The 14,305-nt window shown below is 54.7% G+C and carries 14 protein-coding genes; 8 read left to right on the top strand and 6 right to left on the bottom strand.

The features are described 5' to 3' along the window. Positions 1 to 84: 84 nt before the first annotated feature. The 7 genes from PSR63_RS18005 to PSR63_RS17975 all read left to right on the top strand — a co-directional run bounded on the left by PSR63_RS18005 (position 85) and on the right by PSR63_RS17975 (position 6,965). Positions 85 to 630 carry a hypothetical protein gene (locus PSR63_RS18005; RefSeq protein WP_274327062.1) on the top strand — a complete coding sequence of 182 codons (546 nt, stop codon included), beginning with the start codon at positions 85 to 87 and terminating at the stop codon, positions 628 to 630. A gap of 238 nt (positions 631 to 868) precedes the next feature. Next, positions 869 to 2,368, top strand: coding sequence for a hypothetical protein (locus PSR63_RS18000; protein WP_274327061.1), 1,500 nt, complete (start codon positions 869 to 871; stop codon positions 2,366 to 2,368). A gap of 122 nt (positions 2,369 to 2,490) precedes the next feature. Continuing rightward, positions 2,491 to 3,120 carry a hypothetical protein gene (locus PSR63_RS17995; protein ID WP_274327060.1) on the top strand — a complete coding sequence of 210 codons (630 nt, stop codon included), beginning with the start codon at positions 2,491 to 2,493 and terminating at the stop codon, positions 3,118 to 3,120. 441 nt (positions 3,121 to 3,561) lie between these two features. Further along, positions 3,562 to 4,068, top strand: a complete 507-nt coding sequence (locus PSR63_RS17990; protein WP_274327059.1) for a hypothetical protein — start codon at positions 3,562 to 3,564, stop codon at positions 4,066 to 4,068. A 262-nt stretch (positions 4,069 to 4,330) separates the two neighbouring features. Further along, positions 4,331 to 4,999, top strand: a complete 669-nt coding sequence (locus PSR63_RS17985) for a hypothetical protein (protein ID WP_274327058.1) — start codon at positions 4,331 to 4,333, stop codon at positions 4,997 to 4,999. Between the two features lie 16 nt (positions 5,000 to 5,015). Continuing rightward, a complete protein-coding gene (locus PSR63_RS17980; RefSeq protein WP_274327057.1) occupies positions 5,016 to 6,014 on the top strand; it encodes a hypothetical protein in 999 nt (332 codons plus the stop codon). A 42-nt stretch (positions 6,015 to 6,056) separates the two neighbouring features. Beyond that, the gene (locus PSR63_RS17975; RefSeq protein ID WP_274327056.1) at positions 6,057 to 6,965 is read left to right on the top strand and encodes a sugar phosphate isomerase/epimerase family protein; all 909 of its coding nucleotides are present in this window, start codon (positions 6,057 to 6,059) and stop codon (positions 6,963 to 6,965) included. Here the strand turns inward: PSR63_RS17975 and polX are convergent. The 5 genes from polX to PSR63_RS17950 form a co-directional block, all read right to left on the bottom strand. Next, on the bottom strand, positions 6,962 to 8,695 hold the full coding sequence (gene polX / locus PSR63_RS17970; RefSeq protein ID WP_274327055.1) for a DNA polymerase/3'-5' exonuclease PolX: 1,734 nt from the start codon (positions 8,693 to 8,695) through the stop codon (positions 6,962 to 6,964). The genes PSR63_RS17975 and polX overlap by 4 nt on opposite strands. A gap of 144 nt (positions 8,696 to 8,839) precedes the next feature. Beyond that, the gene (locus tag PSR63_RS17965) at positions 8,840 to 9,955 is read right to left on the bottom strand and encodes a hypothetical protein (protein WP_274327054.1); all 1,116 of its coding nucleotides are present in this window, start codon (positions 9,953 to 9,955) and stop codon (positions 8,840 to 8,842) included. Between the two features lie 234 nt (positions 9,956 to 10,189). Further along, on the bottom strand, positions 10,190 to 10,807 hold the full coding sequence (locus tag PSR63_RS17960) for a hypothetical protein (protein ID WP_274327053.1): 618 nt from the start codon (positions 10,805 to 10,807) through the stop codon (positions 10,190 to 10,192). Next, positions 10,794 to 11,234 carry a hypothetical protein gene (locus tag PSR63_RS17955; protein WP_274327052.1) on the bottom strand — a complete coding sequence of 147 codons (441 nt, stop codon included), beginning with the start codon at positions 11,232 to 11,234 and terminating at the stop codon, positions 10,794 to 10,796. Before PSR63_RS17955 ends, PSR63_RS17960 begins: the two co-directional genes overlap by 14 nt. Then, positions 11,231 to 12,544, bottom strand: a complete 1,314-nt coding sequence (locus PSR63_RS17950) for a hypothetical protein (protein ID WP_274327051.1) — start codon at positions 12,542 to 12,544, stop codon at positions 11,231 to 11,233. Before PSR63_RS17950 ends, PSR63_RS17955 begins: the two co-directional genes overlap by 4 nt. Before the next feature lie 149 nt (positions 12,545 to 12,693). On the opposite strand from PSR63_RS17950, the gene PSR63_RS17945 reads away from it, so the two are divergent. Next, positions 12,694 to 13,956: an outer membrane protein assembly factor BamB family protein gene (locus PSR63_RS17945; RefSeq protein WP_274327050.1), complete on the top strand. Its 1,263-nt coding sequence runs from the start codon at positions 12,694 to 12,696 to the stop codon at positions 13,954 to 13,956. A gap of 51 nt (positions 13,957 to 14,007) precedes the next feature. On the opposite strand, the gene PSR63_RS17940 is transcribed toward PSR63_RS17945, so the two are convergent. Then, positions 14,008 to 14,292, bottom strand: a complete 285-nt coding sequence (locus PSR63_RS17940; protein ID WP_105349800.1) for a DNA-directed RNA polymerase subunit alpha C-terminal domain-containing protein — start codon at positions 14,290 to 14,292, stop codon at positions 14,008 to 14,010. Between the last annotated feature and the right edge of the window lie 13 nt (positions 14,293 to 14,305).

Here is a 14,305-nt window from a genome sequence, read left to right as displayed (position 1 = left end):
ATGGATGAATTGACTCAACTTTAGGGATATCATTACACGTACCCTCGCATCGAAATTCGCCCCCATTTTTGGAGCTATAGCGTGATGAAACGTATTTCGCCGGTTTGTCTGGTTCTGATTCTGTTGACCGCGGTTACGGCAATGGCAGATGAAGCTAAGAAGCCAGCCGAACAAATTGCTTTTGGTGACGGCCACCTCGAGATGACCAAGCCAGAAGGCTGGAAGTCCGTGAAACCCCGCGTTGGAATTATCGACGTCGAAATGGAAGTCCCTGCCGTCAAGGGAGATGGAACTGACGGTCGCGTTACCCTGATGGGAGCCGGCGGTAGCATCGAAGCCAACATCGATCGCTGGAAGGGTCAATTCGTCAAGATGACCAAAGATGCCGTCGTCAAAGAAGAGACCATCGCCGAGCAGAAAGTTCACCTGGTTGAGCTGGTAGGCGACTTCAAAGATCAGCGTGGCCCGTTCGCTCCGGCTGAAGTCAAAGAAGGCTACACCATGCTGGCGGCCATCATCACGACCGAGAAGCTCGGCAACTACTTCCTGAAGTTCTACGGTCCATCCAAGACCATCGATGAGAACAAGGAAAAGTTCGACGCAATGGTAAAGAGCCTGAAGGTTAAATAAACCTGCTCGATACCCTAGAAGCTGTATTAAAGGAGGCGATTCGATCCGTTCGCCTCCTTTTTTCATGCCGTGTTCACAATTCTCGTGCGCGACGCTTCGGTAATTCCTGGCCCCAATCGTCCCAAGCCGGAGCCAGGGCTATATTAGTGTTGAAGTACAAGGCGGAAACCCGACCGATTGTTGGGATTTCGTCGGTGTTAACGAATTTGTCGATTACTTCTCCCCGACGCAGACATCCATGAAGATCCATCAGTTCCTGGAACACTACGGTATTCAGTCGAATCCCTTCGCCGTCGAAGACGCCCAAACCGATACCGTTTTCAAAAGTGGCTGCATCGATACCACCTATCACCCTTCCTGGCAGAAGGTGTATGGCGATCCCCAGGACCCCTCGACGTCGATCGTGTTTGGCGAAAAGGGTGCCGGTAAGACGGCCATGCGGCTGCAGATCGTCGATCATATTGCCCGCTACAATCGCGAGAATCCCACGCAGCAGATCTATGTGATTGAATACGACGACTTCAATCCTTACCTCGATCGCTTCCGCGAACATCAGATCGGTCGAAGCCGCCGGCCGGACCGAACACTCAAGCGATGGATGCTGTGGGATCACATGGACGCCATCTTGATGATCGGCGTGACCAGCCTGATCGATCGAATCCTGGGCACGCGCAACAGCATGGCCACGCCGGGCTGTGATATCAACGATGCAAGTGTCGCCAAGCTCGACCAAAACCAGGCCCGCGACCTGTTGCTATTGGCTGCCTGCTACGACGAATCCACGACCGAAACGTTCAAGACACGCTGGTCTGCCCTGCGGAAGAAACTAGGCTTTTGGTCACTCCAGTCGTGGGCTGCGTTTTCGCTGGGAATCGCCGTTACGATTGGCGTGATTGCGGTTTTCACCTCGTTGATGATCAGTACAAAGTCACCCTATTTCCCTTGGTGGGTCTATCTGATTACCTTCATCGCCGGCTGGATGCCGTGGATGATTAAGGCGTTGCGGGCAACCTGGAAAGCCCACCGGATCTATCGCAACGTGAAGGTCAGCAATCATGAGCGGATTCCGCTCGCTCGCACGCTGATGACATTCCCCATAAGCGATCTATCGTCTCAGCCGCTGCCTATGCATCCTCGGACGGATGACCGTTACGCGATGCTGAACAAGTTCTCAGGCATCCTGCGATCGCTCGACGTCACCGGCATCATCGTGATCGTCGACCGCGTTGACGAACCGCACCTGATTAACGGCTCGCCAGAGTTGATGAAGCTTCTCTTGTGGCCGATGCTCGATAACAAGTTCCTCAAGCAGTCCGGCTTTGGCGTAAAGCTGCTTCTGCCGATCGAACTTCAGCAATTCATCGAGCGGGAAAACAAAGAGTTTTACCAACGGGCTCGCTTGGATAAGCAGAACATGATTCCTTCTCTGCAATGGACCAGCGAGGCTTTATACGACGTGGCGAGTGCCCGGATCCAAGCGGTTTCCAACGGCGAGGCTCCGTCGGTGCAGGACTTGTTCGATGAGAGCATTTCCAAGCAGCGCATCTTTGAAGCCTTTCGCCAGCTTCGCGTTCCTCGCCATTTATTCAAGTTCCTGTATCGCCTGTTAGTTGCGCACTGTAACAACTACACCGACCAGGAACCGAGCTACAAGATTTCCAGTCAAACGTTCGAGTCGACCCTGGCCATTTACCTTCGCGAGCAAGATGCCTTTGATCGCGGCTTGGGTGCTGGCTAAACATTGGCCCGAAATCGACGTTGACACTATCGGCACGTTTTGCGAGATTTCCTGCTAATCTTCGATTGGCCCGGGCGGCAAATGGATCGCTCGGTACGTATTACTCGTAAGGAAATTGCGTCATGCAGGGAAGCAAGCACGCGTGGCTGTTGCTGATCGCGATCGTCTTCTTCGGTTGCAATCAGTCCGATAACCCAACTAGCACTGCTCAGAATGATCCAGACAACGAGGAAATCGTTGTTGAGGCTGTCCAGGACGAAGTCCAGAAGGCTGCCCAGGATCCCAAGGCGGTCATCGAATTGTTTCTCGTGTCTCTGCGTCAGGGCGATGCAGCCACCACAAGCCGGCTTCTAACTTCCAAAGCACGTACGGAAACGGCCAAGCACGATATGGTCGTCCGACCCCCTGGTAGCGAGACCGCGAAGTTCGTCGTGGGCCAAACAATCTACACCACCGAAACCCATGACATTTGCCACGTTGAGTCCAATTGGACCGACGTCGATGATGCCGGACGTCGCCAGACCTACGAGATCGTCTGGATCCTCCGCAAAGAACCCTCCGGATGGGCGGTTGCAGGGATGGCTACCGAATTATTTTCTGGCGAAGCTCCCCTGGTTATGAATTTTGAAGATCCGCTGGACATGCTGGCTCAACAGCAGCGTGCTGAGCTCGAATTGACCCGACGTGGCAACGCCGTCGGTGGAAGCCCACAGGTAATGCCGGCATCTCATTCGTCGAGTCTAAACCGCTAAACCGGCCATACAGGCATAGATCCGAACATTAAGCCTCGTAGTGATGGATTCCATTCCATTAATGCGAGGCTTTTTTCGTGGGTATATTCCCATGAACACGGATATCCGTGATGATAATGTGGTCAAGCACAGCTCACTGAGCTATCTACAACGCATTTAGAAAATCTTCTCTAAATACTCTAAACTCCCGTCGCACTGCTTGACTTGGCTCTCAGGCTTGGTAATTTTACGGCCTATGCTATGTAACGCATAAATTCCGCGTAATCGCCACAGTTTCACAACAGGGTAGCTGAGTCGATTCGCGGGATTTCCGGTGATCCTAACAAGTCGCCGGGTATTGTCCTCCGACGTTGTGCCGTCGTGGTCGGGGGATCACGTCGGACGGCGTCTTCGTGTTTTACTCCCTTACACTTCGGTAAGTGAAGTTTGGAGGATTCTCAAATGAATCGTGTTTTCACTCTCGGTATCGCGATCTTTTTCGCGGTCGTTGGTATGGCCCTGATCGGTGGCGAACGTCAAGTTGACGCTGCCTTCGGTTGCCATGGTTGTTTTGGTGGTAAGCACTGTGGCGGTCTGTTCGCTCGTCACAAGGCTTCCTGCTGTGCCCCAGAGCCTTCCTGCTGTGCTCCGGAACCAGCTTGCTGTGCTCCTGAACCTACCTGCTGTGCTCCTGAACCTGCTTGCTGCGGTCGCAAGAAGCATTGCGGTGGTCTGTTCGCTCGCTTGAAGGCTCGCCGTAGCTGCTGTGCTCCAGAGCCAACTTGCTGTGCTCCAGAGCCAACCTGCTGTGCTCCTGAGCCAACTTGCTGCGCTCCAGAGCCAACCTGCTGTGCTCCTGAGCCAACTTGTGCTGCTCCTGAAGTCGAAGCTGCTCCTGCCGCTCCGACCGAAGCTTCCCCATCGGAAGAAGCACCACCAGCTCCTCCAGCAGCAGCTGAAGAAGCCTAATTTGGCTTCTCTTCTCTTAGCGTGACCAGGCCTGCGGTCACCAAGAGAAGGTCCTGAAGGAGTGCGGGATTCGCCCTGTTGCCCGCTTCCCTCAGACAATCCACTAAAAGGCCCGGTCTTCTGTCGCAAGAAGGCCGGGCCTTTTTATTTGAATTGCCAGGTTCTCCAAGCAAGCAATTTTCCCAGATCGTTCGTCGTTCCCCGAACCGGCAATTACAATCGATAGGTATTCCTGCCTGACGTCTCGCTAAAGAGTCTCTGTATGTCGAAGTCAAAATCCCCTCCCACCGAACCGGCTGACGTGGAAATTGCCAGTCCAGGCACACGTAGCGTGATTTCGCTGGTCTTGTTTGCCTACTTGTTTGGTCTCTGGGTTGTCGTGTCAAGCTCACTCGGAGGTGGCTACTCGTCGATGTTGCACGAGAAGCTGCTGAACCTGTTTCAGCTCTATACCGAACCCTTGAACCTGGAAGTCCGGGCTTCACCCTACAGCATGTACACCGGCACCCCGTCCGACTACGAGCATTTCTTTCGCGTCGAAGTGAATTCTCCGTCAGGTGAAACCAACACCTACGAGGTTCCCGGTCCAATGCTTGGGTCAGGCCCAAGGGATCCCTATCGCTATCAGCGACTCGCGAAGATTGTCGCCTTGCAAGCTGAAATCAGCGACGACACCCTACCGGCAGAAATCACCAAAGGGATCGGTCAGTACTTCCTGCGCTCGACTGGCAGCGACAAAGTATCGATCCGCTGCATTCGCCGACGACCGCAACCCATGGAACTGGAAATTGACGGCCAGGTGTTTGCCGCCGACCCAAGAGATCCTTCCTACGAAACCGAGCTCTACCGAGCAACCGTACTCGTAGATCCGGAAGGATCGTTCCAGCTCATTAAAGAAATGGCGACCGAACATGTCGCCCCCGTCGAGTAACACAGGAATCCCGCGCGTGCTTGGTACCTATTTCAATCAATTCACCGAAGCCATCTCTTCCGGTTGGAATCACTTTTGGTTCCAGCGGGACAATCCCAAGACGGTTAGCATTCTCCGGATTGTCGCTGGCGTGGTGGCGCTGCTTTATGCCCTGACATTCACCTCGGAATTGGCAATTTGGTTTGCCGATGGTGGAGTACTTCCGGTCGATCGTACCTATCGATTGACAGGTGCGTCCGATCCACAGGCTCGGGTCTTCTATTGGTCGATCTTTTATCTCGCCCACACCTCGACCCAGTTGTATCTGATTCATGCCGCTGGCTTGATTTCGATCCTGCTTTTCGCGGTCGGGTTCCAAACGAGAATCACTTCGGTCATCGCGACCTTGTTTGTGCTTTCGTATGCCGAACGAGCACCGATGCTGATGGGAGTCCTGGAGCCCCTGCTCTGCCCTGTCATGATTTACTTATGCCTGGCTCCGTGTGGGGCATACTTCTCGGTCGATGCATGGCTGAGAAGTCGTAAAGGAGACACACAAGAAGTGCCTGCTTCGTTCACCGCGCATTTGGCGACTCGGTTAATCCAAGTCCACGTGGTCGCGTTCTACTGGATGATGGCCTTCGCAAAGCTTGGCAATCCGGTTTGGTGGAACGGCGAAGCGATGTGGTGGCTGATAGCCCAACCCGATAACCGCCTGATCGATCTGACGTTCCTGGGCGGATCGGAAGGATCTCGTTTGATTGTATTCGCCTGGACGCACCTTGTTGTCTTTTTTGAGTTGGCCTTCGGACTCCTAATTTGGTTCCGCATCTGGCGGCCCCTGCTGGTCGCACTGGCTGTTTTTCACTGGGTAGGTCTGGGGCTCGTTACTGGGCACTGGGAATTTGCTATCTTGATGATCGGACTGAGCCTGGCTTTCGCCCCCTGGGAAGCCTTGGAAGTCACTTCTGAGAATTCAGCCCAATCTGAAGAATCAAAGACCACCGCCGCAGAACCGGTTAAGGCCGGGGCGTAGCCTCCCTTCCCTCCACGAACCTGCCTGATAGGAGCCCTGCTGATGCAGTCATCGCCAAAGTTCACTCGTCGAAACTGGATGATGGGGACCGCTGGCCTCGCCGCAGCTGGCATCGTGGCGGAAACTTCGCATGCCGCAAAGCCGATCGCGGATCGCAGTGCTCCCAAGTTCAAACTTAGCCTGGCTGCCTACAGTTATCGCAAACTACTGCAGGACGCCAACTCCGGTGTTACGCTGAAGACCTTCATCGATGACTGTGCCAAGATGCAGTTGGATGGAACCGAGCTGACGTCGTACTACTTCCCCAAAGACTTGGATGCGAGTTACCTCTACGACCTGAAGTCGCACGCGTTTCGCCAAGGACTCAGCGTCTCCGGCACAGCGATCGGCAACGACTTTGGACATCCGCCTGGTGAGCAGCGCGACCAACAGATTCAGCTCACCAAGACTTGGATCGAAAACGCAGCCAAGCTCGGGGCTCCGGTCATTCGCGTATTTGCCGGACATCAAAAGAAGGGCATCTCGACCGAAGAAACACATCGCCTGATGGTCGATGGTTTAAACGAAGTGTGCCAATACGCTGGCGAGCACGGTGTATTTCTGGCCCTGGAAAATCACGGCGGTCCAACATCCACCGCCGAAGGCTTGCTCAAGCTAGTGCACGACGTCGAAAGCGATTGGTTCGGCGTGAACCTCGACTCAGGGAATTTCCACAGCGACGACATCTACGGAGAGCTGGCCCAGATCGCTCCCTACGCGCTCAATGCTCAAATCAAAGTGGTCGTCTCGGGGCCTGACAAGAAGAAAGTCCCCACCGACTTCAAACGCATCTTCGATATTCTGGGCGAAGCTAACTACCGTGGCTTCGTCGTTTTGGAATACGAAGAAAACGAGAATCCTCGCGAAGAGTGCCCCAAGTTCATCGAGACACTTCGCGAAGCGATGGCCTAAGCTCGCCCAAGCAATTTCAGGATGTCGTCCCAAGGTCGTGTGTTGACGACATCCTCTTTGGTCAAGCCAGCCCTGCGTGCCTGCTTGATGCCGTAACGCATGACGTCGAGGCCTTCGATCTTGTGCCCGTCGCTGTTGATGCCGATGGGAATGCCCTGCTCTTTCGCGGCGTGGCAATAAACATCGTTCAAGTCGAGCCGAGCTGGGTTGGCGTTAAGTTCAACGAACTTCTTGTTGTCTTTAGCACACTGAAACACCGTATCCAAATCGACTTCGTACGGTTCGCGTCGGTTGATCAGGCGTCCTGTCGGATGAGCGATGATGCAGACATTGGGGTTTTCCAGTGCTCCCACAATGCGATCTGTGATTTGCTGCTTAGACTGATTCTGACCGTAGTGCACGCTGGCAATGATCCAATCGCCTTGTTCGAGCACATCGTCCGGCAGATCCATTCCACCCTGCTCAAGAATATCGCATTCGAGACCCTTGAGAATCTGAATCTTGCCGTCGTACTTCTTCCGCAGTTTGTCGATCGTCTTCCATTGATCCAGCAGTCGCTCCGCATTCAGGCCATTGGCCATACTGACTCGCTTGGAGTGATCGGTGATCGCTATGTACTGATACCCCTTCGCAATCGCTGCCTCGATCATCTCTTCTAGGGTGTTCAAGCCATCGGTCGCATTGGTATGCATGTGCATATCTCCGACGATATCTTCGACGGTGATCAGCTTTGGCAAGCCTGTCTCGGCGAGTTTGAACTCATCGCGATTCTCTCGCAGTTCTGGTGGGAAACAAGGCAGATCCAACGCGGCATACACATCCTCTTCCGTTTCCCCAGCGACATAGGTCTCGCTGCCATCGTCATCGACGCGAAACACGCCGTACTCATTAATCTTCAGGCCCCTTTGCTTGGCAATCCCGCGAACTTTGACGTTGTGTTCCTTCGATCCCGTGAAGTACTGCATCGCGGCACCGTAGCTCTTAGCAGGCACCACCCGCAGATCGATCTGCATGTTGCTTTCCAGGCGAATCGACATCTTGGTATCGCCCCGGACAATCACTTCCTCCATTTCAGGAAACTCGGCCAGGCGATCCATCGCTACGGTAGAAGACTCGGCCACGGTCAACATATCGATATCGCCGACGGTTTCCTTACCACGTCGATAGCTGCCAGCAAAACTGAGTTTCTCAACCCCCTTCACCCCCTCGAAATGCTCTCGGAGACGCTGCACCAGCTTGTCGGCCTTGGCCCAGTAGATACGCTGCTCGGCAGTCGCAGCAAGATCGATGCCACTTAAGATCGTCTGCTCGGTCTTCGCACCGAAGCCTTTGAGAGCACGAATTTTTTCATCCTGGCAAGCTTGCTTCAAATCATCTAGGGTCGAGATTCCCAACTCCTTGTAGATCACCGCGGCTTTCTTCGGTCCCAGTCCAGGGATGCGCAGCATGGCCAGCACCGATGGAGGGATCTTCTTTTGAAGTTCTTCCAGTTGCGGCAATTTTCCTGTCTCGACTAACACCTGGCACTTTTGCGCCAAATCCTTGCCGATGCCCTCGAGGTCGGTCAGTTTCAGGGAAGAGTCGTCCAGAATATCGCTGATTTGCTGCGATAGGCTTTCAATCGTGCGGGCCGCATTGCGATAGGCACGGATGCGAAAGCTATTGGCTCCCTGGAATTCGAGAAGATCTGCCAACGTTTCAAACTTGGCAGCGATTTGAGCGTTATTCATGGCGTCGTTCGCTGAATGGTTATCGTGTGTCCTCCTTCAGCGTAGCGATTGCCATTTGGATCGATCAACTCCCCCTAGCGAGCGCATGAAAAAGGGGCCCTGATTCAGGAGCCCCTTTCACGATTCGATTGTTCGGATCTCGCATTATTTTTTCAGCGAGTACCAACCGTCGTTGTCGGCTTGAATGGAAGCCGTTGGTGGCGTGAACGAGCGACGCGGTGGTTCCTGTGCCATCTCGTAGCCAACCGGAATAACCAGGGATCGCTGATCCAGTCCGGCAGTCTTATCGCGGGGATCCAGCAAACGCGGTGCTTCGCTGGTCGAACCCGAGTTGGAGAACTGAGGATCTGGAATTGGAGTCACCGGGGTAACTTTCCACTGACCCGACGGAGCCGGAGCGGTCGAAGACGGCGTGACGGTCGTTGGAGCCGGACGCTGGCTGGTGACTGGTTGCGGAATGTATCGATTCAGCGGCGGAGCAGCACTGGTCGAGCTTTCGATGGTCGCACCATTAAGGGCAGGGCCTTCAATTTCTGGACGAAGTGTTGGACGGGTATCAGCAGGCTGACCACCTTGCGTTGGCGGAGGAGCCAGTTGGTACTGCGGCGTGGCCGACGGACCAGGCTGTGGCGTGTAAATCGAACCGCCTGACGCTGCTGGAGGAGCTACCTGAATTTGCGGCTGTGGTTGAGGCTGCGAGTATTGCATCGGTTGCTGCTCAACACGAGGAACCCACTGCCCCGACGGAGGCGATGTGATCGCTCCACCGGTCGCAGGAGCGATCGGAGCACTATAGCCTGCCGAAGCACAGCCACAACTCGAAGGAGCCGGTGCGGCGCCAAATGCGGGAACACGCTGAACTTGGTAACGCGAGGTCGTGCAGCCCTGATAGCCAACGACCGGCACGCCTGCGGCGTTTGGCTGATAAACGGGAACCGGACGGTAGACCGTAACAGGGACCCGCTGATACTGCGAGTTGTAATTCATCTGAGGCGCGTATCCGACCGTCGTAACCGGCGATGGTGCAGCGCACGAGCCAACCACCGAAGGCTGATAGTTTGCCTGAACGGTTGGATAGCAAGCGTTTGCCGGATAGGCGGGATAGTTCGTAGTGATTACCGGCGGTGCAACAGGAACCGCTTCGTTATTGCCCCACATCCAATCAGTCAGCCAGCAGGCCTGAGCCGAGCCGGGATTGTTGAAAACTGTCAGGCTGCACACCACGAGGGTGAGAACGGTCTTGATCGGCGAAGCAGTCATCCGGGAAAGGTCCTTCCGGTTGAAAACGCGTCAGGTCGTCAATCCATCGATCCTCCAAAGTCGGGCGTCCGTTGCCTCGCATGAATAAAAGGGACGGTGAAGAATAGATCACAGGCTTGAGCCGGAACAGGAAAATTCTCATGGATTTCCTCAACTTGGACCGCCTAGCCGACACGCATGCCACTTAGTGAATAGGTAGCAAGCAGCAAAAGATTACCGATCGGGCCGTCAAAATCAGACAGGCAGCCCTTGTCGCCCCGCATATTGCCCCTGCGACAGGTAAATCCCGTGCAATTCGCACCAGTGGTATAACCGGAAGAAGTACGCACGAATATCGCCAGGATCTTCATTCCAAACGGCTCGAAGGTCCGCTTCGTAAGGTGTTGCGTCGCAGGCAAGAAGCATCGAAGACAGCTCAAACGCCAACGACCAATCAGGCTGCGTCCTCAGAATGACTGGCAATCCACAATCGCCATGTGTGGTAACCAACAGCCGAGCGCTCTTGTGCTGGCAGCGCCAGCGAACCCACCGCTGCTTCCAATACGACAGTTGCTCGAAACCATCGATCACCAGCAGAGAATCTGCATCGAGGCCAGCAAGCGGAAGCGCCTCACGTTTTCGCGATGCTGTCAGCCGGACACGTTGCTCGTTGATGCCGAGTTTTGCCCATTGCTGGCAGAGTGATTCGAGCAAGGTCGACTTGCCACTTCCATGCGGCCCAACGATCGCGGCTTGGGCAGCAGGCTGCTGCATAGAGGTGACAATCGCTTCCAAGGAATAGCCAGCCGGAAAGACAAAGGGAATCTCTCCGGGACGAACAAACCGCGTCGAAAAAGGATTACGCCGCATCATCGGCTCGTTTCCTGGACGAACGCTTCGTCGCAATTGGTACCGCTGGTGCCAGTTCACCCAGGTTGAAAGGAACTTCTTCCATGTATTCCTTGCCCTGCTGCATGAAGACTCGGACACGGACCGCCCAGCGAATCTTGACGATCAATCCTTGATACGACAATGGGCTACGCGGCAAGCGTGTTTGGAACTTGCGACGTTTTGTCAGATCGGCATCGTTGCGATCAATCGGTAAGAGACGCCGAAAGTCGTGGGTCGCCAGATCTTCTTCGCCGGTCCCTTCGGTGTACCACAAAACGGAAGCTTCAATCGCCTGCACTTCCGATGGACGCGTTCCTTTAATCTCGAAGCTGGCGATCAGTTCATCGTCAGGCAGATAGGTTCGATTGGGACGATCGAGCGTGATTTCAATTTTTGGCTGGACGTTCATCGGGCAACCTCCAGTTCCGCCGGATAAACGACAATGGGAAAGCTGCGACTCAATCGCGTACCGTGATCGGCGTTGATCTGCACGACCAGTTTCCAGTGGATCGCATTGTGATCTGACTTGAAGCTGTGCATACAACCTTCAGGCACTTTGAGCTGATAGTCTGCCTCGAACGGGAGCCCTGGCTTGATCTCGAAGCCCTTGGCAACGGCAACCTCTTCTTCCACCACTCGTTTGGTTTCGCTGCGAACGTCCGTACCTTGCAGGAAGGTGGCCGCCTCTTCGCAAATCAGCAAGATTTGCAGTTGTCGAACCTTCATTTTACCCGCCTGAGTGACAAATACGCGGTATTCCTTTCCAGGATAAAGGGGATGGTTCGAGATTTCCAAGCCGGTCGGCCCCACGCGGGTGTGCGCCGTGACCTCGCGTAGAAACTGCGAAATAGCCGCCAAAGCAATTCCAATGGTTGGCAGCGAGATAATTGTCAGCATCCAGTCGGGCTTCCCCGCGAGGTGATTCCCGAGTGCGGCAATAAAGAATACGCCTGCCATGCCGCTCCAAAGCAGACTGAAGATGAGCGTCGCCAAAAGCCACCAGCCCGGCGAAACCTCGATCGGCAAGCGAAACGCCAGGCGCACCCCAGGACTGTTGGTGAGATTCGCATCATTAGGAATCGATGGATAGGTGGTGGGCGGCATCGCCTCACGCAGGAGTTCCAACGTCTTCGCCTTTTTCGCGATCGCGGCCCTGCGTTCGACAGATGTCCCCATCAGCAGCAACGTATAGATCAGGCCGATCCCACCAATCACGATGAATGAAATCAGCACCAGAAAGATGACCCACAGCCCCCAAGCCGGAGTTCGCTCTAAAACGACACTTTGCCCCGGGCTGCCTGGATCGTACCAGCACGGATAAATCCAGCCTGGTTCGTACCCATTGAGCCGATCCCATGCCGCTTCTTCCGTGGAGTAAGAAAAAGGTGACCGCCGTAGCGTCCAAAGATGGTGTTGTCGTTGGGGAAGATCCAACGCGACCAGGGCTTCAGGTTGATAGCGGGGATAATCCTCGGTACCGAGCTTAACCACGCGTATTTCCTGGATGGTGCATTCCCCTTCGACATAGGCGACTTCGGGAAACATGGTCCGAATCGGCCAAGTTTCCAGCACGGTCGAAGCCACGGTCATGGCCGTAAAAATAACACCGAAAAAGAAAATCGCCGAGAAGAAAAACGTTTCGCCCACGCTGGCCACGACACGCGAAACCGTACGGCGTGAACCGCGTTTTTTCTCCCAGATGCGAAACCAGCGAGGCATACGAGGTCTTCAGATTTCCGAAGAAGCAACAATTACAAGGAATGCTGCAAAAGGAACATCCGTTTGGCGATTGGTCCCCTTGCGCGATACCATGCTAAATATAACTGGATTCACCACTTCGCGGCACCGACTCCCCTCAGGTTTCTCCGATGATTACTCGCCGTTTCTGCATGAAAACCGTTGGACTGGTCCTCGGCCTACTTTCTTTCGCCCCGTCAGCCCAGGCTGGCGATTGGCCTCAAATACTTGGTCCACAAAGAAATGGCCACGCCGAAGATGAGAAACTGCTTGATAAGTGGCCCCAGCGAGGGCCCAAAGAAGTTTGGAAAAAAGGCCTCGGCAGTGGCTATGCAGGCCCTGCGGTCGCAGACGGTGTCGTCTACTTGTTCCATCGGGAGAGCAGTTCCGAACTTCTCGAAGCGGTCGAACTGAAGACCGGCAAGAAGATCTGGTCACGCGACATGCGGGCCTCGTATCAGGCATCGATCAACCCAGATGATGGCCCCCGCTGCGTGCCCGTCGTGACCAAGGACTCCGTGATTGTTTACGGCGCTGCCGGTATCTTACGAAGCGTTGATCGGCAGACGGGAAAGCTGCGCTGGGAAGTCGACCTGGCCGGCAACTTTGGCGCACCTGACGGATATTTTGGTGCCGGAAGTACTCCCATCGTTTTCGAGAAGTTCGTTCTGGTAAATGTAGGTGGACGTAACGGAGCAGGGATCGTGGCCGTTAACCTGGAAGATGGTCAGTTCCAATGGAAGTCGCTCGACGATGCAGCCAGCTATTCTTCGCCGGTCATGACCACCATTGCCGATCGTCCGTATGCTGTCTTCATAACGCGACTGCAAACGGTTGTGATCGACCCGTTCACGGGACGCGTGCTATATGGATTTCCCTTCGGAGCGAGAGGCCCCACGGTAAACGCCGCGACACCAGTTGTTTCTGGCAGCAAGCTATTTGTCACCGCCAGCTACGGCGTGGGGGCCAAGTTGGTGGAACTCGAAAAGACCCAGTTCAAACCGATTTGGGAGAATGACGATACGCTGTCCAGCCAATACAACACTCCCGTCCTGGTCGGAGATTACTTGTACGGAATCCACGGACGTGAAGACTTGGGATCGCCGGAACTTCGGTGCATTGAACTAGCCACTGGCAAAGTGATGTGGTCGGAACAACTGCCGGGAACGGCGCACCTGATCTATGCAGACGAGAAGCTGATCGCTGTGACCAATGAAGGGACCGCGATCCTGTTTCTTCCCGATGAAAAGAAATTCACAGAAGTCAGCCGCTTCCGCGCGAGCAACGATATCGTACGTGCGTTGCCCGCGCTAAGCGGTGGGTATTTGCTTGTACGCGAAACGGGTACACGGGGAGGTCCGATTCGCTGTTTCCAGATTGGCAAGTCCCCATAGCCAATCAATTGTACAGGGACGCCAAGAGTTTGCTGTGGCGTTCGTGGCTCGTTAAACGGCGACGGCCGTGGCGCGAGCAAGTTGGCGGGTGTGACGATAGAACCCAACACCTTCCAGTGCCGAGTAGACCTCGTCGAGGGTCTTTTCGCCGAAGTTGGAAATGCTCAACAAGTCGGCTGGTGTGCAATTCAACAGATCGCGAACGGTGAAGATGCCCTTTTCCTCAAGGCAATTTGTCGTGCGGACGGTCAAACCGATTTCCGCCGTACTCATTTCCAGCTTGGCCAACAGGTCATCGTGTTGTTGGTCAGCCGCATTCAGAGGAATTCGTGGCATGGGTTCCCTCCCT

This window comes from Bremerella sp. P1 (genome assembly GCF_028748185.1).
In the GTDB taxonomy this organism is placed as follows: Bacteria; Planctomycetota; Planctomycetia; order Pirellulales; family Pirellulaceae; genus Bremerella.
This window is presented reverse-complemented; position numbering and strand designations above follow the sequence as displayed.